This is a genomic window from Sphaerotilus microaerophilus (assembly GCF_023734135.1).
Taxonomy (GTDB): Bacteria; Pseudomonadota; Gammaproteobacteria; order Burkholderiales; family Burkholderiaceae_C; genus Sphaerotilus; species Sphaerotilus microaerophilus.
The window spans coordinates 4884408-4907535 of sequence record NZ_AP025730.1 but is presented as its reverse complement, the minus strand read 5'-3'; the positions used below and the strand labels follow the sequence as shown (position 1 = coordinate 4907535).

At 65.0% G+C, this 23128-nt stretch carries 18 protein-coding genes and 1 pseudogene; 14 read left to right on the top strand and 5 right to left on the bottom strand.

All coding sequences use genetic code 11. The features are described from left to right. Nucleotides 1–33 precede the first annotated feature (33 nt). Nucleotides 34–1755 (bottom strand): hypothetical protein, encoded by a 1722-nt coding sequence (locus tag NGK70_RS21005; RefSeq protein ID WP_251970417.1) that lies wholly within the window; start codon nt 1753–1755, stop codon nt 34–36. 792 nt (nt 1756–2547) lie between these two features. Between NGK70_RS21005 and NGK70_RS26565 the strand changes: the two genes are divergently transcribed. The 6 genes from NGK70_RS26565 to NGK70_RS20980 all read left to right on the top strand — a co-directional run bounded on the left by NGK70_RS26565 (nt 2548) and on the right by NGK70_RS20980 (nt 8250). Then, nucleotides 2548–2823: a type II toxin-antitoxin system CcdA family antitoxin gene (locus NGK70_RS26565; protein WP_346433166.1), complete on the top strand. Its 276-nt coding sequence runs from the start codon at nt 2548–2550 to the stop codon at nt 2821–2823. A gap of 620 nt (nt 2824–3443) precedes the next feature. Further along, nucleotides 3444–3887 carry a hypothetical protein gene (locus NGK70_RS21000; protein WP_251970416.1) on the top strand — a complete coding sequence of 148 codons (444 nt, stop codon included), beginning with the start codon at nt 3444–3446 and terminating at the stop codon, nt 3885–3887. Between the two features lie 268 nt (nt 3888–4155). Beyond that, complete coding sequence (locus tag NGK70_RS20995) at nt 4156–5382, top strand: IS110 family RNA-guided transposase (RefSeq protein WP_251970415.1); 1227 nt, start codon at nt 4156–4158, stop codon at nt 5380–5382. A 303-nt stretch (nt 5383–5685) separates the two neighbouring features. Then, nucleotides 5686–6345 carry a ParA family partition ATPase gene (gene parA, locus NGK70_RS20990; protein WP_251970414.1) on the top strand — a complete coding sequence of 220 codons (660 nt, stop codon included), beginning with the start codon at nt 5686–5688 and terminating at the stop codon, nt 6343–6345. Further along, nucleotides 6345–6770: a hypothetical protein gene (locus NGK70_RS20985; RefSeq protein WP_251970413.1), complete on the top strand. Its 426-nt coding sequence runs from the start codon at nt 6345–6347 to the stop codon at nt 6768–6770. The genes parA and NGK70_RS20985 overlap by 1 nt, the downstream gene beginning before the upstream one ends. Before the next feature lie 553 nt (nt 6771–7323). Next, nucleotides 7324–8250 carry an HNH endonuclease gene (locus tag NGK70_RS20980; RefSeq protein ID WP_251970412.1) on the top strand — a complete coding sequence of 309 codons (927 nt, stop codon included), beginning with the start codon at nt 7324–7326 and terminating at the stop codon, nt 8248–8250. 163 nt (nt 8251–8413) lie between these two features. Here the strand turns inward: NGK70_RS20980 and NGK70_RS20975 are convergent, their stop codons facing one another. Together NGK70_RS20975 and NGK70_RS20970 are read right to left on the bottom strand one after the other, a co-directional pair. After that, nucleotides 8414–9064 (bottom strand): helix-turn-helix transcriptional regulator, encoded by a 651-nt coding sequence (locus NGK70_RS20975; protein ID WP_251970411.1) that lies wholly within the window; start codon nt 9062–9064, stop codon nt 8414–8416. Beyond that, complete coding sequence (locus tag NGK70_RS20970) at nt 9064–10554, bottom strand: tyrosine-type recombinase/integrase (RefSeq protein ID WP_251973853.1); 1491 nt, start codon at nt 10552–10554, stop codon at nt 9064–9066. The genes NGK70_RS20975 and NGK70_RS20970 overlap by 1 nt, the downstream gene beginning before the upstream one ends. A 197-nt stretch (nt 10555–10751) precedes the next feature. Between NGK70_RS20970 and mutS the strand changes: the two genes are divergently transcribed. The 7 genes from mutS to ftsB all read left to right on the top strand — a co-directional run bounded on the left by mutS (nt 10752) and on the right by ftsB (nt 19547). Next, on the top strand, nt 10752–13379 hold the full coding sequence (mutS, locus tag NGK70_RS20965) for a DNA mismatch repair protein MutS (RefSeq protein WP_251970410.1): 2628 nt from the start codon (nt 10752–10754) through the stop codon (nt 13377–13379). A 45-nt stretch (nt 13380–13424) separates the two neighbouring features. Beyond that, nucleotides 13425–14252: a proteasome-type protease gene (locus NGK70_RS20960; RefSeq protein ID WP_251970409.1), complete on the top strand. Its 828-nt coding sequence runs from the start codon at nt 13425–13427 to the stop codon at nt 14250–14252. A 103-nt stretch (nt 14253–14355) separates the two neighbouring features. Next, complete coding sequence (locus NGK70_RS20955) at nt 14356–15183, top strand: alpha/beta hydrolase (protein ID WP_251970408.1); 828 nt, start codon at nt 14356–14358, stop codon at nt 15181–15183. A gap of 103 nt (nt 15184–15286) precedes the next feature. Further along, complete coding sequence (pyrG, locus tag NGK70_RS20950; RefSeq protein ID WP_251970407.1) at nt 15287–16993, top strand: CTP synthase; 1707 nt, start codon at nt 15287–15289, stop codon at nt 16991–16993. Further along, nucleotides 16990–17847 carry a 3-deoxy-8-phosphooctulonate synthase gene (gene kdsA, locus NGK70_RS20945; RefSeq protein ID WP_251970406.1) on the top strand — a complete coding sequence of 286 codons (858 nt, stop codon included), beginning with the start codon at nt 16990–16992 and terminating at the stop codon, nt 17845–17847. The genes pyrG and kdsA overlap by 4 nt, the downstream gene beginning before the upstream one ends. 120 nt (nt 17848–17967) lie before the next feature. Then, a complete protein-coding gene (gene eno, locus NGK70_RS20940) occupies nt 17968–19254 on the top strand; it encodes a phosphopyruvate hydratase (protein WP_251970405.1) in 1287 nt (428 codons plus the stop codon). Between the two features lie 17 nt (nt 19255–19271). After that, nucleotides 19272–19547, top strand: coding sequence for a cell division protein FtsB (ftsB, locus tag NGK70_RS20935; RefSeq protein WP_251970404.1), 276 nt, complete (start codon nt 19272–19274; stop codon nt 19545–19547). Nucleotides 19548–19642: 95 nt separating this feature from the next. Here ftsB and NGK70_RS20930 read toward each other — a convergent pair whose 3' ends face one another. Beyond that, a complete protein-coding gene (locus tag NGK70_RS20930) occupies nt 19643–21862 on the bottom strand; it encodes a GGDEF and EAL domain-containing protein (protein WP_251970403.1) in 2220 nt (739 codons plus the stop codon). Nucleotides 21863–22098: 236 nt separating this feature from the next. Between NGK70_RS20930 and NGK70_RS26400 the strand changes: the two are divergent. Then, nucleotides 22099–22449, top strand: a pseudogene (locus NGK70_RS26400) (FixG Ig-like domain-containing protein); the annotation flags it as partial. A gap of 20 nt (nt 22450–22469) precedes the next feature. Here NGK70_RS26400 and NGK70_RS20920 read toward each other — a convergent pair. Next, on the bottom strand, nt 22470–23105 hold the full coding sequence (locus NGK70_RS20920; RefSeq protein WP_251970402.1) for an MOSC domain-containing protein: 636 nt from the start codon (nt 23103–23105) through the stop codon (nt 22470–22472). Between the last annotated feature and the right edge of the window lie 23 nt (nt 23106–23128).

Genomic DNA, 23128 nt, shown 5'->3' with positions numbered 1-23128 from the left:
TTGCCTCGCCTGGCTGCCCTGGCGGCTACCGACCTACGCAGCCAAGGGGCTATCGGATGCCGGCAGCAGGTGTTCCGGTACATCGAGCGCCGTGACCTTGACCGCGCCTGACCCAGCCCCGATGCGCTGGGTGCTTTCAGTGCCACCAGGCAGGCGGCGAAGCACTAGGGCCCATCCGCCAGAGGACCACTTCGAGCCAGCGAACAGCCTGCGCAACTCTTGGTGCGAATGCGAGTTCGTCACGTAGAGAGTCCAGCGACCCCGAAAGTGGGTCACCCGCAAGCCCAGCTGGGCCAGACGCGCGACGACGTCCGGTTGCCCAGTCGGGTCGTGGCATACCGCCTCGATGGCCTCTGCGATGGAAAGATGCCGGTTGTTGGCGGAACCGTCCTGCAGGACCTTGAACGGTGCTACTTTTGTGAGCAACGCCTCCAGGCACTGAATCTCGTCGCTGACCTGGTGCAGGTCGATTCGCTCTTCGACGCCCAACATGGACACCAGTTGGGCCGCATCTTCAGCGCTCGCCGGTGTAGCCGAGGTGAACGTCCAGTAGCTAGCCAGCAGCGTGCCGACCGTGTCGGCCATGCGGCTGTCGCCACCTGACGAAAGGATGCACTGGCGCACCGCGTCCTCGGTGACCTGGAAAGCGCTCCAGCGGTTGACGAACAGGCGAGCGAGCTTCGGACCCAGCGAGCGTGCCTCCGGCTCGGTCATCCGCACACCCGATGGCTTGCCCTTGGCTTCCAGCACCACCCACCTCGTGAGGTCCGCCGGCTCCAACTTCCCGGGACTGATGCCTGCGGCGATGAACGGGCTGAAGAAGCTGAAGCTACGCGCTTTGCCGGTAACGGTACCTCGGACGATGCCCTCATCGCCCTCTTGTAGGCTGTAGGACATCCGGGCAATTTCGAACGTGTCTTTGCATGCCTTCCGCGACGGGTCGGCTTCGAACTCGTCGTTCGCAACCAGCTTCGACGTGCCGCCCAGGCTTTGGTAGTACGACGCGAGCGTTTGGGGGCCCGTGCATGCATAGACCAGATTACCCATCAGCCACCTCACGTACTCGAGGATGGTCGACTTCCCGCATGCGGCCGGACCGGTCATCAGGACGTGTGGTCGCCGACGCAGCGCGGCCGACACGATGCCAACGCCGAGGAAACCCAGGATGATTTCACCGGCGAGTGGTCGACACCACTGCGGCGAGTTGAAGGCCGCCAATACGTGTTGGACCTCTGCGTGAGTGGCCTCGGGGGTGTCGCGGTTGAAGGCAAGGTCACCGGACGCCGGGTAGACACGACCTCCGTGAAGCCCGTGAGGCAGCACGGTGCCATCGGGTCGCCAGAGCTCCCTCCCGTTGACGACCAAGCCACCGTCGTCCATCCTCCAGATTCCGAGCTTGCGCTGCAGCGCGTCAACGTATGGGCCCGCAGCTTGGCATTGCACGACGATTTCGGTCGCGAGCGCACGCTGGTCGAAGACGGGCACGCCCTTCTTCTCGTCGACCTCCTCGTAGTGCGCGCGGCACCATGCGACGCCAAAGAGCGTCTTCATCTTCAGCTCGGTGAGCTCCGCAGGGCGGAGCATGTGGATGCGCTTGTCCAGCTTGGAAATGACGGCGAGCTTGCCGTCCGACATGCCCAACGCTTGGAAGCCGCCCTCGACGGGAACGTCCTGGTCGGCAGCTCGGGGCTTGAAGTACGACGGCTGGCTCACCGTGGCAGCACGCTGAGGGAAAGAGTAGATGTTGTTGTTCATGAGAGTTCCTTGTTTGGACCGGCGCTTGTTTGCGCGACCTGGTCGTTGATGGGGGCGGTGTCTCGCTGAGGCGAGAGCCAGTGCAGGTCCGCCGCGCTCGGCAGCAAGACCCGTGTTGTGATGTCAGTGACGGGGGCGGCCCGTCGTGGGCAGTCGGCGGCAGGATGGCCGGTGGGTAGCTGGACTACCGCCAGGCGTGCGCACCGATGCAACGCACACAGCCACAGCTCGGGGCCGCTGGCAGGAGCAGCACCGCCGCGGTGAGACGGCTGCTGGTCGCGTTTGCCCATCGCTGCTGCCGTGAGCAGCGCGAGATGGCGTTGCGCAAGCCGCTACGTTTGCGCAGTGCTCCGCCAGCCGGGGGCCTTTTCGCTCATTCCCGGCGAATCGGTAGCGACATAGCCGCCGGGCTCCGTTGACGCGGAGGTTGCCGACAGCTGGTCGCGAGCAAATTTTTAAAGAACGGTCGAGCAGAAGCTCGGAACACGAAGGGGAGTCGGACAGAGTTGTCCAAGCCGCCAGTGAGCAAGTCACCGGAGAGCTAAGTCATAGCCGCTACCGCGAAAAGCGGTTTGGGCTGGGGGAGGAGCTAGCGCCGTGGCACTAGTCAGATGCAGACCTTCAATATAGCCGTGTTCGCCATGCCAACGTCACGCGAACTTTGCGCAGAAAGTCACGGGGGAGACATGCAGCCACCTCGAGGCGAAGGCACCCAAAGCGGAAGACAAGCGGCCACGCGCTCACCCGGTCGCCCGTGTTCGTCGCTGATAGAGGCGCTATGCTGGCTTCGAAATGACCGAGGCCCGCACCTTGCCAAACGCTCTGCCCCGCCCCGACAACCCGACTCGCCCAGCAGCCGAAAGCGTCAACGCGCAACAGCCGAACGGTTCTGCGCGCGCGGCGGCTCTGGACGTGTTGTCAACAGATGTGGTTGCGAGTACCGCCGGTGTCGGGCCGACTAGCAGCGAAGGTGAGCGTTGGTTGGCCGAGAACCAAAGGGCCCTGGTGAGCTCGGATGAGATCGTGTCCAGGGGGGGACTGCCGCTGGCGCGTTACCGCGCCTTCTGAGGCTCTTGCGAAGTAGCCAAAGACATAGGGCATCTCGCTCGCACATGTCACTGTGCAACGGCCGCTGAGCGCTCCCTCAAGGGCACCACGAACAGCAAAGTCACCGAGATTGTCCGGTAAGGCAGTGGGCCTGCGCCGTCGGCGAGAACGCCTGGCCGACGGTCGAAGTTGAGCTGAAACCCACCGCCCCGCACACTCTTCGGGACTCTGAGGCGCAGTCGGTCCGATAAAGACACCGCCTGCAGCCCGCATGTCTCCCATCCTGGCGACGCAAAGACACCGTCTGTGGCCGGCCCTCGCCAGCCGCCGCCCTTCACGGTGAGCACATGTGTGCGGCGCGGGGCGCCTGCGGAACGCAAAGACACCAGGATTGTCTGGAGCCCGGGCAGACGACCAGGCGCCCAATTCACGCCCGCGTACATGGAGGTCGACTCACATCGGCAGACCAGCCTGCCGCGCAAAGAAATTTTGCGCGGAAAAGCACCTTGTATTTGGCGGTGATTCTCATATTCAGAGGCCGAATCTTCTTCTCAAACCTGTCCGACTCAGGCTCATCCTGCATCTGGTTGCCTATACGTCTGGGAATGCACGTCGCATTCGAACAGCCAACAGGAACCAAAATGCAAGTCGCCGACACCCCCGCCCGTCGCAACGAATATGGCGCTCTGAAGGATATGCCCACGGAGTTGCGAACACTTGCCCAAGAGCTTTTGAGCAAAGCCATCGCAGCCAAGAAGCTGGCGGCACCGTACCATGACATGGCACTTCACAAGCGCCATGGGTACCTAGGTCGCTGCCTGAACTATGACTACTACGATGTAGCTGAATCGTGCATCCTGGTACAGCAACGTGAGACGGAGCGAACCAAATATGGCTCCTCTCCCATAAAAAACTACTTCATCATCCGCCGCTGTGGCCGAGGCGTCACAGTTATTGACGCACCAAAGGCAACCGTGGTCAAGCTGGCCAAGATTTCTACCGGCTTAGGCCAGGTTATCCAGACCATCACTGGCAAGGCGAAGAAGCCGCTAACTGTCATGGCCCGGGCGGGTCACCCTGGATGATGGAAGACACTGAGGGTGTGCGGGCCTGAGCGGGTAGAGGTCGGTCAATATTTTGATGGCACTCGACCGCGATCGCTAACTTGACCCGCTGCCGACCACTCGTACCCAGGATTGCCTGCGGGCGCTGCTGAGTTCCTTGCGGAGCCCGGGCGCCCGACAGCCCACATTAAAGAGAGCCGCCAGGCTTTGTCCCGGCAGGCCGTTGGTCGGCGGCACCTGCGCGGGCCCGCACGCTTGTGATTGTTGTTCAAGCTGCAGGAGCCCGGCAATGGATCTGACCCCGATGCACAAACGCGTGATCGCGCTGGACGTACACCAGGCCAAGATCACCGCCTGTGCGGTGGTCGAGCATGACGATGGCCGAGTGGAGGTCACCAAGCGCGACTTCGGAGCCTTCAGACGCGACCGCCGTGCCTTGGCGCAATGGTCGCTGGAGATTCGGCCCGAGGTGGTGGTGATGGAGAGCACGGGGGTGTACTGGAAGAGCCCGTTTGCGGCGCTGGAGGCGGTGGGCATCATCGCGTGGGTGGTCAACGCGCGCCATGTCAAAGCTGTGCCCGGGCGCAAGACCGACATGGCCGATGCGCAGTGGCTGGCCACGCTGGCGCGTGCGGGCCTGTTGCGCGCCTCGTTCATTCCACCGGTGGACTTGCGCCAGCTTCGTCTGGTGGCGCGTCAGCGGCAGAAGCTCGTGGGCATGTGCAGCGCCGAGAAGAACCGGCTGCACAAGGTGCTGGTAGATGCGGGCATGCGCATCAACGTGGTGGTCAGCGACATCCACGGTGCCAGTGCACGCGCCATGGTCAAGGCGCTCATTGCGGGCCAAGCCATGTACGAGGTGCTGGATCAAAAGGGGCGCCTTCGGGCCAGCCGGGACGAGTTGTTCGAGGCCCTGAGCACCGAGCAGTTCAGCGCCGCGCACCGCTTCGTGGCCCAGGAGATCATGCAGCACATCGAGCACATCGAGACCCGCATCGCCCGCATGGACCAATACCTGCTGGACGGACTGCGCGCCTGGCAGCCGCAGCTCAAGCTGCTGCAGACCTTGCCGGGTATCGACATCCAGGGCGCGGCGATGCTGCTGGTGGAGATCGGCGCGGACATGGGCGTCTTCGGCAGTGCCGAGCGGCTGGCCAGCTGGGTGGGCATCTGCCCGGGCAACAACGAGAGCGCGGGCAAGCGCAAGACCGGGCGCATCCGCAAGGGCAACGCCTGGGTCAGAAGGCTGCTGTGCGAGTTCGCCCAGGCTGCAGCGCGTACCCGCTGCGCGCTCAAGGCCAAGTTCGACGCGCTGGCCATTCGCAAGGGACACAAGAAGTCCATCGTGGCGCTGGCCCACAAGATGCTGCGTACCGTCTACGCCATGTTGGCCAACGGCACCCACTACCAAGACAAGGAGGTCGACTACGAGGCCCTGAACGTCCAGCGCAACGCCCCGCGCTGGCTCAAAATGCTGCGCAAGCACGGCTTCATCGCCACCCCCACCGCCACCTGAGACTCGCTTGCCTGCTGACCTTGCGGCCCCGACCAGCCTCAGGTCAGGCAGCCACACGTCCGCGCTTGGGTGTCTTCCACATTAAAGCTGGCGAGTCCATCAACCCAATTGTCTTGACATTGGTTTCGTTAATATTCCTCACACCGATGCCTTTCGGCACCCAAACAGATACTAGTGCGCTCGCAATATTCACGCGCAAATAGTACAACCCATACAATCCTTTCATACCGTACAAATGGTATCGACGATGCAACCACATCAGGCCGCTTTGAATGGGCTCGAGCCAGAACTGAGCATGACAACATGACGGCACGAATCATTACCGTTGCGAATCAAAAAGGCGGGTCCGGCAAAACGACGCTCGCGATGACTCTTGCGGGCGCGCTAGCCGGGCGCGGCAACAGAGTCCTGGTCGTTGATGCCGACTCACAGGGAACCGCCACACAGTGGGCCGGCGCCGCAGCAGAGACTGCACCGTTCCCAGCGACCGTCATCGGGCTTGCCAACGCGAAGGGCCGACTGCATCAACTGGTCAAACCGCTGGTGAATGACTACGACTACGTCGTCATCGACTGCCCGCCTTCCGTCGAAGAGCAGGCGTCCCAGAGCGCCCTTCTTGTGTCCGATGTATGCCTCATCCCGCTGCAACCAACACCGGCTGACCTCTGGGCAACGGTCGGCGCCATCGAGCTTGTCGAGAAAGCCCGCATGGTCAACCCTGGCCTGCGGGCCTTCGGCGTGCCAAACCGCGTCACATCGACGAACCTGGGAAAACAGGTATTGGATGTGATGAGAGAGAACGACGTTGAGTTCCTCGACGGAAAGCTGGGAAACCGCACAAGTTTTCAGGAGGCCACCATCCGAGGCAGTGTTCCATCCAAGATGGGCGCTGCCCACAGGGCCGCTGCTGCAGAGGTCGAAGCGGTGGTAACCGAACTTCTTTTCCGACTCGGGGCGGATTGATGGCCAAGAGGGACTTTTCTAAGGCGCTGCGCAAGACCGCGACGGCGCAGCGGGACATCATCGACGACCGATTCTCCAGAGCAGACTCGGTGCTCCTGGGCATGAAGCGCGATGCGGGCGGCCCCGGCGAAGGCGCCGTTCCGCCGGATGTGACAGCAGATGTAGCGGTGCCACACGAAGCCACGCCTCCGCCGGTGGCAGGCGCAACCAAGGGCGAGGCGTCAGTGATTCGAGACACGTTCTCGATGCCTCCAGGTGACCACGGGCTCATTGAGACACTGAGAACTCGTGCGGCAAGAGAGGGCCGGAACACCAGCAAGAGCGAGGTCGTGCGTGCCGGGCTGCTCGCGCTGGTCGACCTTAGCGCAACTCAACTTGTAGAAGTGCTCGACCGACTTGAGCGAGTGAAGCCTGGGCGGAAGTGATTGAGCCTCAGGCATCAGACCGCTGCTCTTGCGCCGAAACTCTTTACATCCATCCAACCCATACCAATCGTCATAACGGTACAAATCGTACAAACGGTATGACCTGTATAAATCGTACGCAACTGTCTCAACCTCGGGACCAACTCACACCCCCCCGATGCATTCAGCACCCGCTCGTGCGGGGCGCCATAAAACAAGAGAATGCGGGGACAGCATAGAACTGGCTAAGGCCGCACGCCTGTGTGCGACAAGGACCAAAAGCGCCAACTCGTCGACCAAAGCACAGCTTGCACCGCGAAAGACAAACTCAGCAGCATCAATTCCAGCCGTAAACCCATCCGGGCCCGTCTCCGACTTTTTGAGCCATCCTTCGAAATTCTGCTGCCGAGCCCTAGCGACTGGCAGGAAGCGACAAATCCATAGAACCGAACCAGCACCCTTGCGGCAATAGCCAACCGTTTGAGTCATTAATACATTATAATATACCACCGCCCACGGCCGAACTAAACAACCTCACGCTCATGCGCCGGACAAATAATTTGGAGCACTCATAATGCCAATCGACAATCGGACCAATGACGCAGAAAGTGGAGCCTATGCCAAATTCAGCTGCGGAAGGCCCAATTTCCTTGGCTTCAGCAAATCGGCGTGCTTCATCCCGATATGGCTAAATCGCGCCCCAAACGGCTACACCTCACTATCGGTGAAAAAGTCCATTGGGTCGTACACCCAGAATGGCCATCGACTGGTAGCGCGACTGCTGATAGGAACACTATCAGCCGGAGATAGCGTACTGCATCGCTGTGGGATTCATGCGTGCTGCAATCCGTTTCACCTCTACATTGGCGGGACGGCAGAAAATCTTCGCGATGAAAGGCATCACAGCGCAGCTCGCCAGAAATTGCACGCAGAACAGTCATCGCTGGCGAATATTACTGACGGTGTTTATCAACCAACACACCTTCCGCTCAGCGAAGAAGTGTCCCGGCTAGGGGAGTTCGCAGGCTTTTCGCCGCACGAATGCACCATTTCTCCTTGGCTGCCCCCTACGGTGGACAACTACGTCCAGCTTGAGAACACCGATGTCTGTGGTGAGGTTTCCGGTGCACACCGCCTAATTTATAAATTGTTCTTGGGGCCGCTCGATAAGTATGACGTCGTCAAGCATTCGTGCAGCAACACGCGATGCATAAATCCGTTTCATCTGGTGTACGCGGGAAAGCAAGCAAATCCGAGAGAGTTTGACTTCCGTCACGATAAGCGGCGCACAGTTTCAGAGGAAACGATTAATCTTCTCACGGACGGGGGCAAAACAAACACGGAGATTGCAAAAATTTCGGGCAATCACCCAGTAACCATAGGCGGATATCGCCGTCACGGCATCCTGAGAGCCCCCTCAGATGCCAAAATTGCCGCAACTGCACTTAACCGGATAAGATATTTGGCAAATTTCGCCGGACGCCCGCTATCTCGCGGCTGATATATGGCAAGCCCCCAGGGCGCACGATACTTCCATTTCAATACACCCACAAAGCCGCCGAGCCTCCATCATGGTATCGCCGGGCCCCACAGCCGACCAGACTTCGCCTGCGGCGTCTTGCAAGTCTCCCGCTCGAGTACTAGAAAAACCTCCGCTCGCTTTTCTATTCAAACGAGTATTGCCCTTCGCCTTTGGTTTCGTCCACCCTAGCCAAAGTCAAGTCCGGATGGCCACACCAGTACTGCTCAGGAACTGCCGCCAAGTTGCGTTTGTATTCTAGGTCGATTGCGACCTCAGCTCCCTGACCATAACTGGAGGCCAAAAACAGGCCCAACAACTCTAGCCTGCGTTGCGGCTTGAGCCAAGGATGTCTCAGCGCAACCCAGGGCCGAATCCAGCGAACGCGCGCACATGGGTCGGTGAGCACAGCAACATATGCATCCCGGTCAGCGAGCGCGGAATCAACCAGGAAATGCGGCCCTTTTGCCACAAATGGATGCACGACCTGCCAGTCGTACCAATAGTGGCTGACACGAGACATCGCGTTAAACAAACCTGCCTCCGCAACACTTGAGAAAGTATTCTGTTCGACGTATGACCGCAGGTCGGCTAGCCTGTACCTAATGGCGCCCTTGGTCGACCCGCACAGCTTCACAAATCTAGGACCTTTCCCATCCGAGCGCCAGTGGTTCAAAGTCGACGAAGATACCGAAAGGTAGAGCGCGGCTTGGTCGACATTCAATAGATATTCGTCGCCGAGCAGCCGGTCCAGATTAGCGTCGCGAAACTGCGATGTTGGAGCGTGAGCGCGCATCAGGCGTAAGTCCTTGTTTTGAAATGCCTCTGCCGTGCAGGCTTCGGACTGTTTGTTGCATAAGCAAGCATTTCGTCCTCAACATCCTCCATGACTGGTCGAAGCTGCTCCAGAGACTGGTCCGCGTACTTGCCCACCACCCCCCCGCTCTTGTGGTTGAGAAGTTGTTTTGCAAGGCGGTCGGGCAAACCCATCTCCGTCACCACGTTGCCGAAGGTCCGTCTCAGGTCGTGAATGGCAAAGTTGACTTTAATGCCAGTCTTCACCTGCTCGAGAAACGACCGCGGGTCGTTGTAGTGCGTCGCCCTTGCCAGCTTTGACCGTGACACCCGCGGAAACACGAATGGCGAGTCGCCAACCAACAATCTTCGCTCTCTCATGATTTGAAGTATGAAGCCGGGGATTGGGATGCGGTGCGCGTATCGGTTCTTCGTTACGTTCAAGACGACTACTGCGCGGTCAAGGTCGATGAAGTTGTGACCACGCAATGGGTGACCAGTATCGGGAGCCCTAGACAGCCGGTCATTCCAAACCAGACCAGCGGTCTCTTCTCGGCGCATGCCAAGAAAAACGGTCAGGAGCATGTAGTCCGCGCCAGTGCGAGACCTTTTGGGGTCGTGACGCGCCGCGACCACGTAATCAAGCCACTTTTGAAAGTGCTCACGCTGCCCGCTGAGTGGCCGGCGGACCCCTTTCTTGTCGTAGTCACGCTCAAGTTCTGCGTTGTTCCGCAGAGCACCAGTCTTGATGAAAATCTCGGCGGGGTTCGCGTAGAGGTTGGGCTGCCCCTTCGCCTGAAGGGCATCCAGGGTGATGCGGTGGTTTTCTTTGTTGTAGACGGCTGACACCCACCGGATGGTCTGTTCGGCGGCCGTCAAGTGCCCCCTCTTGGTCGCCTTGTCTACGAAGAACGCCTCCAGGTCACGCCAAGTCAGCTCGTCCGCAGCAGTGTCCAGCAGCTTGTCGCCGAGCCGCTGTTGCGCCTTCTCAACCGCTGCGATGGTGTTTTCGCGCGGGTCGCGCTTAGCGCTGGCCACATAGTCAGCCATCCATCGGCTGAACAGCACGCGGAGCGTCACCTCGGACTTCTTGGCCGCTATGCGCTCTTCGCGCTTCGTTTGGTTGATGTCCTCGCCACGCCGCAAGCGGGCGGAGAGCTCGGCCGCGACAAGCCGCGCGTTTCGGTCAGGCGCAACCCCGGTTCCCAGCAAGAGGTCCGGATGCCGACCGACAGTCACCGTCTTGACCTTGGACCCGACTCGCTGGACCAAGATGTAGGTCTTCACGGACCTGTTCACTCGCAGGCGAAATCCGGTGGGCGCTTCCTTGTGCGCATCGTGGATGTCGTAGTGTTTCTGCGACTCGTTCGGCAAGGTGCCGACCTGCTTCCCCGAAGAATCGAAGACCGGGATGGCATCGAACGCGCAATCGGACACCGTCCTCTTGTCTAATACAGTCTTTGCATTTGCCTGCTTGGCCGCCTGCTTCATTTTCACGGTCGAAGTGTCTCCATTGTTCCTAGCGACGTTGTAGCAACATTCAAAGCTACGCCGTAGCTACAAAAGCGCCGCAAAAGCGACCCATTTGCGGCAGTTCTCTGCAACTCCTTGCAATGCTCATCAGCGATAAGTCCTTGTCAGATAAAGAAAAAGCGAACTCCGACAAGGACTTAGCAGGCCACACGCCGATGATGCAGCAGTACCTGCGCATCAAGGCCGAGTTTCCTGACACGCTCGTCTTCTACCGGATGGGCGACTTCTACGAGGTGTTCTTCGACGACGCCCGGCGCGCGCACCGGCTGCTGGACATCACCATCACCACCCGCGGGCAGAGCAACGGCGAGCCGGTGGTGATGGCCGGGGTGCCGGTGCACTCGGTGGAGGCCTACCTGGCCAAGCTGATCAAGCTGGGCGAGGCGGTGGCGATCGCCGAGCAGGTGGGCGAAGTTGGGGCCAACAAGGGCCCGGTGGAGCGCAAGGTGGTGCGGGTGGTGACGCCCGGCACCGTGACCGATACCGAGCTGCTGGCCGAGCGGGAGGACACCCGGCTGTTGGCGATCGCCCAGACCGGGCCGGCTGGCTCGGCCACCTACGGCCTGGCCTGGCTGGCGCTGGCCAGCGGGCAGCTGGGGCTGACCGAGTGCAGCGAGCGCGAGCTGGCCGCCTGGCTGGCGCGGCTGGCGCCGGCGGAGATCCTGGTCAGCGCCGAGACCGAGGCGGACCGGCGCCCCGTGGCGCTGCGTGCGGCCGGCGCGCCGCTGACGAACCGGCCGGGCTGGCAGTTCGATAGCGCACTCGGCGAGCGCAAGCTGCGCGAGCAGCTGCGCGTGGCGCACCTGGCCGGCTTCAACGCGCAGGACCTGCACGTGGCCCACGCCGCCGCCGCCGCGCTGCTGAGCTATGCCGAGCACACCCAGGGCCGCGCGCTGGCGCACGTCAACAGCCTCAGCGTGGAGCGCGCTAGCGCGCTGCTGGAGCTGCCGCCGGCCACGCACCGCAACCTGGAGCTGACCGTCACGCTGCGCGGCGAGGCGGCGCCGACGCTGCTGAGCCTGCTGGACACCTGCCGCACGGGCATGGGCAGCCGGCTGCTGCGCCACTGGCTGACGCACCCGCTGCGCGAGCGCAGCACGGCGCGCGAGCGCCAGGCGGCCATCGGCGTGCTGATCCAGTCCGGCGCTGGCGAGGGCCTGCGCGACGCGCTGCGCCACGTCAGCGACGTGCAGCGCATCACCGCCCGCACGGCGCTGCGCCAGGTGCGCCCGCGCGAGCTGGCCGGCCTGCGCGAGACGCTGCTCGGCCTGCCGACCCTGCGGGAACGTGTGCCCGTCGGCACCCCGTTGCTGGAGGAACTGCACGCCGCGCTGACGCCGGACGCGGCCATCGCCACGCTGCTGCAGCAGGCCATCGCCGCCGAGCCGGCGGTGCTGCTGCGCGACGGCGGGGTGATCGCCCCCGGCTTCGACGCCGATCTGGACGAGCTGCGCGGCATCGCCACGAACTGCGACGACTTCCTGCTGGAGCTGGAGGCGCGCGAGCGGCTGCGCACCGGCATCGGCAACCTGCGGGTGCAGTACAACAAGGTGCACGGCTTCTACATCGAGGTGACCGCCGGGCAACTCGACAAGGTGCCGCTGAACTACCAGCGCCGCCAGACGCTGAAGAACGCCGAGCGCTTCATCACCCCGGAGCTCAAGGCCTTCGAGGACAAGGCGCTCTCTGCGCAGGAGCGCTCGCTGGCGCGCGAGAAGTGGCTCTACGAGCAGGTGCTCGACGCGCTGCAGGCCCACCTGACGGCGCTGGCCGAGGCCGGCCGCGCGCTGGCCAGCCTGGACGTGCTGGCCGCGCTGGCCGAACGTGCTGCGACGCTGAACTGGTGCGCGCCGGAGTTCGTCAACCACCCCTGCCTGGAGATCGAGCAGGGCCGCCACCCGGTGGTCGAGGCGCGGCTGGCCGAAACGGGCGGTGGCAGCTTCATCGCCAACGACTGCCGGCTGGACGCGGCACGGCGCATGGTCATCCTCACCGGCCCGAACATGGGCGGCAAGAGCACCTTCATGCGCCAGGTGGCGGTGATCGCGCTGCTGGCGGCCATCGGCTCGTACGTGCCGGCGGCGCGCTGCCGGCTGGGGCCGATCGACGCCATCCACACCCGCATCGGCGCGGCCGACGACCTGGCCAACGCGCAGTCCACCTTCATGCTGGAGATGACCGAGGCCAGCGCGATCCTTCACAGTGCCAGCGAGCACTCGCTGGTGCTGATGGACGAGATCGGCCGCGGCACCTCCACCTTCGACGGCCTGGCGCTGGCTGGCGCGATCGCCAGCCACCTGCACGACCGCAACAAGAGCTTCACGTTGTTCGCGACCCACTATTTCGAGCTGACCGAGTTCCCGGCCAAGCACCGCCATGCGCTGAACATGCATGTGTCGGCGGCGGAGAGCGGGGACGACATCGTCTTCCTGCACGCCATCGAGGCGGGGCCGGCCAGCCGCAGTTATGGCGTGCAGGTGGCGCGGCTGGCGGGCATGCCCGCGCCGGTGCTGCGCCAGGCACGCGGCGCGCTGGATGCGCTGGAGGCGCAGCAGCGCGCCGCGAATGCGCAGATCGACCTGTTCGGCGCGACCGTGGAGCCGGAGGCGCCCGCCATGACCCCGTCATTGCCTGCCGCGACAATACGGTCTGTCACACCTGTCACCCCCGCCGAACCCGGTCCACTGGAGCGGGCGATGGCCGAGATCGACCCCGATGCACTCACGCCGCGCGGGGCCCTGGACTTGCTTTACCGACTGAAGGCGCTGGCCTCGGACGCTTGAAACGTCCGTGGTCGCAGCTTCGGTTCCTCGCCCTTCATTCCCGTCATGACCTACTGCATCGGCATCCGCCTGAACGCCGGCCTGGTGTTCCTCTCCGATTCGCGCACCAACGCGGGGATCGACTCGATCAGCACCTTCCGCAAGATGATCGTCTACGAGAAGCCGGGCGACCGCTTCATGTGCCTGCTGTCGGCCGGCAACCTGAGCATCTCGCAGTCGGTGCGCGAGATCCTGCAGGTGGAGAAGATCCCCGGGCCGGAAGGGGAGGACCCGATCACCCTCTGGAACGCCAAGAGCATGTTCGACGTGGCTCGCGTGCTCGGCGCGGCGGTGAGGCGCGTTTACGCCCAGGACGGTCCGGCGCTCAAGCAGAACGGCATCGACTTCATCGCCAGCTTCATCCTCGGCGGGCAGATCGGTGGCGAGGGCATGCGCATGTTCCTGGTCTACTCGGCCGGCAACTTCATCGAGGCCACGCGCGAGACCTGCTTCTTCCAGGTGGGCGAGAGCAAGTACGGCAAGCCCATCCTGGACCGCATGCTCACGCCGACCACGCCGCTGGACGTGGCGGCCAAGGCGGCGCTGGTGTCGATGGACTCGACGCTCAAGTCCAACCTCTCGGTGGGCCTGCCGCTGGACCTGCTGGTCTACCGGGCCGGCGAACTGGCGGCCGACCAGGTGGTCTGCATCGACGAGCAGAACCCCTACTTCCAGATGATCCACAGCACCTGGGGGCAGCGCCTGCGCGAGGTGTTCGATGGCATCGACGACCCGCGCTGGGACGGCGGCGACGCCACCCACCCGCTGATCTCGCGCTCCGAGCGCTACGAGCCGATGAAGAAGATCGCCTCGCCCGGCGACCGGGTGATCTGAGCGCCACGGCGCCCGGGTTTCTCCCTCGGTTGTCACCACGTCGACAGGCAGCGGACAGGGCTGGCACCTAAGCTCCCGGCCAACTCTGCCTCGTGCGCCTGCGATGTCCCAGCCCACCCTCGTCTTCAGCCACGCCAACGGCTTCCCGGCCGGCACCTACCGCCTGCTGTTCGAGCAGTGGCGCGCCGCCGGCTGGCGCGTCGAGGCGGTGGAGAAGTTCGGCCACGACCCGCGCTGGCCGGTCAGCAGCAACTGGCCCAAGCTGCGCGAGCAGCTGATCCACTTCATCGAGGGCCTGCAGGCCGGCGGCCCGGTGGGCCCTGTGGTTTTGGTGGGCCACTCGCTGGGCGGCTTCCTGAGCCTGCTGGCGGCCAGCCACCGGCCCGAGCTGGTGCGCGCCATCGTGCTGCTGGACTCCCCGCTGATCACCGGCTGGCGGGCCCAGGGGCTGCGCTTCGCCAAGGCGAACCCGCTGCTGATGCGCCGCTTCTCGCCCGGGCGGGTGGCCGAGCGCCGCCGCCAGCACTGGCCCTCGCTGGAAGCCTGCCGCGCGCACTACGCGGCCAAGGCGGTGTTCGCCGCCTGGGACCCCCGCGTGCTGGACGACTACGTGGCCGCCGGCACCGAGCCCGATTTGGGTGATCCGCAGGGCGGTGTGCGCCTGGCCTTCGACCGCACGACCGAGAGCCACATCTACGACACCCTGCCGCACCACCTGGGCGAGGTGCTGCGGCTGCACCCGCTGCGCTGCCCGGTGGGCTTCATCGGCGGCAACCACTCGCGCGAACTGCGTGCAGTGGGCGTGGAGGCGACGCGTCGGCTCACCCACGGGCGCATCCGCATCCTGCAGGGGGGACACCTCTTCCCGATGGAGCGGCCCGAGGTGGCGGCGGGCGAGGTGCTGTCTCTGATCGCCGAACTGACGGGCTGAGCCCGGCCGGCCAGCCCTCCTATAATCCCGGTTTACCACCACGGCCCTCCTGTCCGCCTCGCCCGCATCCGTGTGGCGGCGCCCCAAGGGAGGGCCGCTGCACATGACCAAGTTCGTTTTCGTCACCGGCGGCGTGGTGTCCTCCCTCGGCAAGGGCATCGCTGCGGCCTCGCTGGCCGCGATCCTGGAATCGAGGGGCCTGAAGGTCACCCTGATCAAGCTCGACCCGTACCTGAATGTGGATCCGGGCACGATGTCGCCCTTCCAGCACGGCGAGGTCTTCGTCACCGACGACGGCGCCGAGACCGACCTGGACCTGGGCCACTACGAGCGCTTCATCACGACCAGGATGAAGCGTTCGAACAACTTCACCAGCGGCCAGATCTACAAGACGGTGCTGGAGAAGGAGCGCCGCGGCGACTACCTCGGCAAGACGGTGCAGGTGATCCCGCACGTCACCAACGAGATCCAGGCCTTCGTCAAGCGCGGCGCCGGCCTGCTGCCTGACAGCGTTCAGGAGCCGGTGGACGTGGCGATCTGCGAGATCGGCGGCACCGTGGGCGACATCGAGTCGCTGCCCTTCCTGGAGGCGGTGCGCCAGATGGCGCTCAAGCTGGGCCCCAACAACGCCGCCTTCGTGCACCTGACCTACGTGCCCTGGATCGCGGCGGCCGGCGAGCTCAAGACCAAGCCGACCCAGCACACGGTGCAGAAGATGCGCGAGATCGGCATCCAGCCCGACGCGCTGCTGTGCCGCGCCGACCGGCCGATCCCCGACGAGGAGCGCGACAAGATCAGCCTGTTCACCAACGTGGCGCGCCACGGCGTGATCTCGGTGTGGGACGCCGACTCGATCTACAAGGTGCCGCGCATGCTGCATGAGCAGGGCCTGGACGAGCTGATCTGCATGAAGCTGCAGCTGTTCACCAAGCCGGCCAACCTCAAGCGCTGGGACCGCCTGGTCAGCGAGGTGGAGCACCCGTTGGGCGAGGTGACGATTGCGATGGCCGGCAAGTACACCGAGCTGTCGGATTCGTACAAGTCGCTCAACGAGGCGCTGCGCCACGCCGGTATCCACCACCACGTCAAGGTCAACATTGAGTACGTCGATTCCGAGACGCTCACGCCCGAGACGGTTGGGCAGCTCGCGAAGTTCGACGCCATCCTGGTGCCCGGCGGTTTCGGCAAGCGCGGCATCGAGGGCAAGATCCTGGCGGCGCAGTACGCCCGCGAACAGCGCATCCCCTACCTCGGCATCTGCTTGGGCATGCAGGTGGCCACCATCGAGTACGCCCGCCACATGGCCGGGCTGGAAGGCGCCAATTCCACCGAGTTCGAGCCCCATGGCCCGCACCCGGTGATCGCCCTGATCGACGAGTGGCAGGATGCCGACGGCTCGATCCAGAAGCGCGACGCCAACTCCGACCTCGGCGGCACGATGCGCCTGGGCGCGCAGAGCTCGGACGTCAAGCCCGGCACGATTGCGCACACCATCTATGGCGACGTGGTCACCGAGCGCCACCGCCACCGCTACGAGGCCAACGAGAAGTACCTCGACCGCCTGCAGCGTGCCGGCCTGGTGATCTCGGCGATCACCCAGCGCGAGAAGCTCACCGAGATGATCGAGCTGCCACGCGAGGTGCACCCCTGGTTCGTCGGTGTGCAGTTCCACCCCGAGTTCAAGTCCACCCCCTGGGACGGCCACCCGCTGTTCATCGGGTACATCGACGCGGCGCTGAAGCATCAAGCCGAGGCCCAGGCCGCCGCCAAGGACAAGGGCGCCCAGCAGGGCCATCAGGAGAAGGCATGAAACTCTGCGGCTTCGAGGTCGGCCTGGACCGGCCCTTCTTCCTGATCGCCGGCACCTGCTCGATCGAGGGGCTGCAGATGTCCCTCGACGTGGCCGGGCAGCTCCAGGAAGCCTGCATGGCGCTGGGCATCCCGCTGATCTACAAGGGCTCCTTCGACAAGGCCAACCGCTCGTCGGGCAGCAGCCAGCGCGGCGTGGGCATCGACGCGGGCCTGAAGATCCTCGACGAGGTGCGCCGCCAGACCGGCCTGCCGGTGATCACCGACGTGCACGACGAGGCCCAGGTGGCCGAGGTCGCCAGCGTGGTGGACGTGCTGCAGACGCCGGCCTTCCTGTGCCGCCAGACCGATTTCATCCGCGCGGTGGCGATGTCCGGCCGTCCGGTGAACATCAAGAAGGGCCAGTTCCTCGCGCCCTGGGACATGAAGAACGTCATCGACAAGGCCCGCGCCGCCGCGCGAGAGGCCGGCCTGTCGGAAGACCGCTTCCTGGCCTGCGAGCGCGGCGTGAGCTTTGGCTACAACAACCTCGTGGCCGACATGACCAGCCTGGCCGAGATGCGCCAATCCGGCGCGCCGGTGGTGTTCGACGTCACCCACTCGGTGCAGAAGCCCGGCGGGCTGGGCAACGTGAGCGGCGGTGCGCGCGAGATGGTGCCGGTGCTGGCCCGCGCGGGTGTCGCCGCCGGCGTGGCGGGGCTGTTCATGGAAACGCACCCGGAGCCGGCCGAGGCCTGGTCCGATGGGCCGAACGCGGTGCCGCTCAAGCACATGCGCGCGCTGCTGGAGCAGCTGGTCGCGCTGGACCGTGTCGTCAAGCAGCAACCGCTGCTGGAGAATCACTTTTCATGCTGATCAAGCCGGCTGCAACTTTGCACGGCTGATCGGCACGCCGACGCAGCGGTCACGCGCACCCCGGCGTCTTTGCGGCACCATGCGCGCAGTGAATTTTTGACACAACAGGAGTCCCCCAAGATGAGCGCCATCGTCGACATCGTCGGCCGCGAAGTTCTCGACAGCCGCGGCAACCCCACCGTTGAATGCGACGTGCTGCTGGAAAGCGGCACCATGGGCCGCGCGGCCGTGCCCAGCGGCGCCTCCACCGGCAGCCGCGAGGCCATCGAGCTGCGCGACGGCGACAAGAGCCGCTACCTGGGCAAGGGCGTGCTCAAGGCGGTGCAGAACATCAACACCGAGATCAGCGAAGCCGTGCTGGGCCTGGACGCCAGCGAGCAGAGCTTCCTGGACAAGACCCTGATCGACCTGGACGGCACCGACAACAAGGGCCGCCTGGGCGCCAACGCGATGCTGGCCGTCTCGATGGCCGTGGCGCGCGCCGCCGCGGAAGAGTCCGGCCTGCCGCTGTACCGCTACTTCGGCGGCATGGGCGCGGTGCAGCTGCCCGTGCCGATGATGAACGTCATCAACGGCGGCGCGCACGCCAACAACAGCCTGGACCTGCAGGAGATGATGATCATCCCCGTGGGCGCGCCGAGCCTGCGCGAGGCCCTGCGCTGGGGTGCCGAGACCTTCCACGCGCTCAAGAAGATCCTGCACGACAAGCACATCAGCACCGCGGTCGGTGACGAAGGCGGCTTTGCCCCCAGCGTCGAGAGCCACGAAGCGGCGATCCAGATGATCCTGCAGGCCATCGACATGGCCGGCTACCGTGCCGGTGACCAGATCGCCCTGGGCCTGGACTGCGCGGCCAGCGAGTTCTACCACGGCGGCAAGTACGTGCTGGCCGGCGAAGGCAACCTGTCGCTGACCGCCGAGGCCTGGACCGACATGCTGGCCACCTGGGTGGACAAGTACCCCATCATCAGCATCGAAGATGGCATGCACGAGGGCGACTGGGCTGGCTGGGCGCACCTGACGCAGCGCCTGGGCAAGAAGGTCCAGCTGGTGGGGGACGACCTGTTCGTGACCAACACCCGCATCCTGAAGGAAGGCATCGAGAAGGGCATCGCCAACTCGATCCTCATCAAGATCAACCAGATCGGTACGCTCAGCGAGACCTTCGCCGCCGTCGAGATGGCCAAGCGCGCCAACTACACGGCCGTGATCAGCCACCGCTCGGGCGAGACGGAAGACAGCACCATCGCCGACATCGCTGTGGGCACCAACGCCGGCCAGATCAAGACCGGCTCGATGAGCCGCAGCGACCGCATGGCCAAGTACAACCAGCTGCTGCGCATCGAGGAAGACCTGGGCGACGTGGCGGTGTACCCGGGCCGCGCGGCCTTCTACAACCTGCGCTGATCGGGCGCTGCTGACCCATGCGCGGCGTCACCCTCGTCCTGGTTGCCCTGCTCGGCTACGTGCATGCCGAGCTGTGGTTCGGCCGCTCTGGGGTGCCGCGCGTGCTGGAGCTGCGCGCGCAGGTGGCCGAGCAGCAGGCGCTCAACGAGCAGGCCCGGGTGCGCAACGACCGCCTGCAGGCGGAAGTGACCGATCTGCAGACCGGGCGCGAGATCATCGAGGAAAAGGCCCGTGCCGAGCTCGGCATGGTCCGGCCGAACGAGCTGCTGGTGCAGTACACGCCCGCGCGCTGAGGTGCGGCCGCTGGCGGGTTCGGCTGGCGATGCAAAAAGGGGCCCGAGAGCCCCTTTTGTCTTTTGCTGAAACGCTTGCGTGGTTGCTCTGCCGGTCAGGCCGGCTCGTGCGACCTGTGCGCCAGCAGCGCGTCGAACTGTGTGGCCGGCACCGGGCGTGAGAAGAGGTAGCCCTGGCCGTAGTCGCAGCCCGCCGCCTGCAGCAGGGCGCGTTGCTCTTCGGTCTCGACGCCTTCGGCCACCACCTTCAGGCCGAGCTTGTGCGCCATCATCGCGATGCCCTCGCACAGCGCCAGGTCCGGCGATGCGGGCTTCAGGTTGCTCACGAAGGAGCGGTCGATCTTGATGTAGTCGATGTCCAGCCGGTTCAGGTACGCCAGTGACGAGTAGCCGGTGCCGAAATCGTCCAGTGCCACCTGCACCCCCGCATCCCGGAAGCGCAGCAGCTGCCGCGTCACCTCGGGGCCGGCCTCCATCAGCAGGCCCTCGGTGATCTCCACGACGACGCAGGAGCCGTCCACGTCCAGCGAGCGCAGGTGGTGCAGCCAGGCCGAGAGGGCCAGCCGGCCGTTCTCGAACTGCAGCGGCGAGACGTTCACGCTGACCTGAAAGTCCGGGCGCTCCCTGCGCCAGCGTGCCGCCTGGCGGGCCGCCTCGTGAAAGACCCAGTCGCCGATTTCGTGGATCATCCCGGTCGATTCGGCCACCGGGATGAACTCGGCCGGGCTGATGAACCCGCGTTCCGGGTGTTTCCAGCGCAGCAGGGCCTCGGCCTTGTGCACCTCGCCGCTGGCCAGGTCGACGATCGGCTGGTAGTGCAGCTGCAGCTGCTGGTGGGACAGGGCGGCCCGCAGGTCGGTGATCAGGCGCATGCGCTCCTGGGCCGCCACCTGCATGACCGGGGCGAAGTACTGACCGCAGTTGCGACCCTCGCGCTTGGCAGCGTACATCGCCTGGTCGACGTTGCGCAGCAGCTCCTCGGTCGACGAGGCGTCGTTTGGGTAGAAGGTGACGCCCACGCTGCCCGTCACGTAGACCAGGTCCGAGCCGAGGCGGAAGGGCTGCGACACGGTCTTGAGGATGTCGTGCACCACCCGGGTGACCGAGGTGGGGTCGGCCACGTCGCCCAGCAGGACCATGAACTCGTCGCCGCCCAGGCGCGCCACCGTGTCCACTTCACGCACGCACAGGCGCAGCCGCTGGGCCGCCTCCTGCAGCAGCACGTCGCCCCAGGCGTGGCCGAGCGAATCGTTGACCTCCTTGAACTGGTCGAGGTCGAGCATCAGCAGGGCGCAGGGGTGGCCGCTGCGGTCGCTGACCTGCATCTCGCGCTGCAGCCGGTCGAGGAACATGTGCCGGTTCGGCAGCCCGGTGAGGGCGTCGTAGTTGGCCTGCTGCCAGATCAGGTCCTGGGCGCTCTTCTTGTCGGTCACGTCGGCGACGCTGCCCACCATCCGGACCGGCCGGCCGTCGGCGTCACGCTCGACCACCCGGCCCCGGTCGAGCACCCAGATCACGCTGCCGTCCCTGCGGCGCATGCGGTGCTCGTGCTGGTAGTCGCCGCGACCCTCCAGGCATTCGCCCAGGGCCCGGTTGATGTCGTCGGCCTCTTCCTCCACCAGGCACTGCAGGAAGTCGGTGAGCGTGCCGCTCAGGTCTTCGGCCCGGTAGCCAAGGATCTCCTGCCAGCGCTGGCTGAGCGTGAGCCGGCCGCTGCCCAGGTGCCAGTCCCAGACGGCATCGCCGGTCGCCTCCAGCGCATGCCGAAGGCGTCGCTCACTCTCCTCCACACGCAGCTGCGCCTCGCGCAGGTCGGTGATGTCGTGGGCGATCACGAGGATGCGCGGGCGGCCGTCCGGTCCGGCGAAGGGCTTCTTGATCGACTTGAAGTAGCTCGTTCGCCCGGTCCTGGCGTCGCGCGACTCCTCATAGACGATCTCCGTCTCGCCGCGGGCCATGATGTCCTGCACGTTCTGGCGGAAGGCCTCGGCCATCTCGGGCGGGCAGCCGAAGTCGCCGTCGTGCTTGCCGACCATCGCCTCGGGCGTCGTGTTGTAGAAGCGGGCCACCGGCGCGTTGGTCAGCAGGAAGTTGCCTTCATGGTCCTTCAGGATGATGAAATCCGGGCTTTCGTCGAGCACGGTGCGCAGCAGCGAGGACTGCTCATGCAGGTCGGACTCCACCTGCAGCAGCCGCTCGGCGATGGCGTGCGCCATCGCGAGGGCCGATGCATCCGCGCCTCCGGACGATGCGGCTGCAGTGTCGATGCACTGGCGCAGGGCCTTCAGGCTGGGAGCGGTGACGGACGGATTCATGGTGGTGTTCATCGCTGGGAAAGGCAACCGCCCTTGCACTATCGGAGTGCATGGGTCGGAATCGAGAGCCTGGTGCGCGGCCGATGTGTGACCGAATCCCGGAGCCGTTGACAGCCTGAGGACACATGCGGTGCCGCCACGGATCGAACAGGTCCGAGCCAGGGAAGTTCTTCGGCGTTTTGAATTTCAGTCTGACAATAGGGCTGATGGGCTGAGATGAGACTCTTGTCTTCCCTATGCCCTGCCGCCCCCGCCGCCTGCCCTTGCTCCACCTGTCCCAGCAAGCCATCGTCAGCGCCCTGTTCGTGATGCTCTTCACCGGGCTGGCCTTCGCGCTGGTCGCGGCGGCAAGCACTTGGCCTGGATGCGCCGTGGTGCTGGTCACCGGGCGGGCGACTCGGCCGACGCAGCGCCTGGACGTGATGCCTGACCGCGCCGTGCTGGCGCGCGAGAGTGGGGACGGCGGCGCAGAAAACGTCTACCGCCTCCTGCTCATGAATGCCAGCACCCGCTCGCGTGAGATCCGGCTGAGCGGGGCTGGTGGTCCCGCCACCTTCCGCCTGGAGGGGGTTTCACACATCCGGCTGGAGCCCGGGCAGCCCGGCCATCAAACATCCCGCCGCGCCATCTTCAGCCGGAACGCCTGGTCGATGCGCACCTCGCGCGGCCCCGGCTGCAGCGTGAAGGCTTGGCCGGCCTCCAGCGTGCCTGGGCGGGCCACGCGCAGATAGAAGCCGCAGAAGCCGGATTCGGCCATGGCCTTGGCGGCGCGGGCGAAGCCCATCACGGCGACGAACTTGTAGCAGGGCTGGCGCGGTTCGCTGACGACCAGCTCGCAGTCGGGCAGCAGCAGCCTGTCGCCGACCCACACCTCGGATTCGCGCAGGCCCTCGAGGGTCAGGTTCTCGCCGAGTGCACCGCTCGGCAGGGCCGCCGCCAGCAGGCCGGCGTCGGCTTCAGCCGTCACCCCAGCATCACGGCGGGCCTGTTCCCAGAAGGGGTAGTGCTCCGCCGGGTAGGCGTAGAGCGCCTTGGCCAGGCCGCCGTGCACGGTCAGGTCGGCCTGCTCGTCACCCGCCAGGCCCAGCGGCCCGACGGCGATCGGGCCGGCCACGGCGCGTTTGCCGTAGGCGGACATGACCGTGCGACCGGCCACCGGCAGGCGGCGCACGGTGCCGAGGTTGACAGCGCACAGGCGGCCGGTGGGGGCCGCCGTGGATGCCGATGAAGTGGACGAGGCCATGTGTGGTGGCCCGGTCGGTGAGG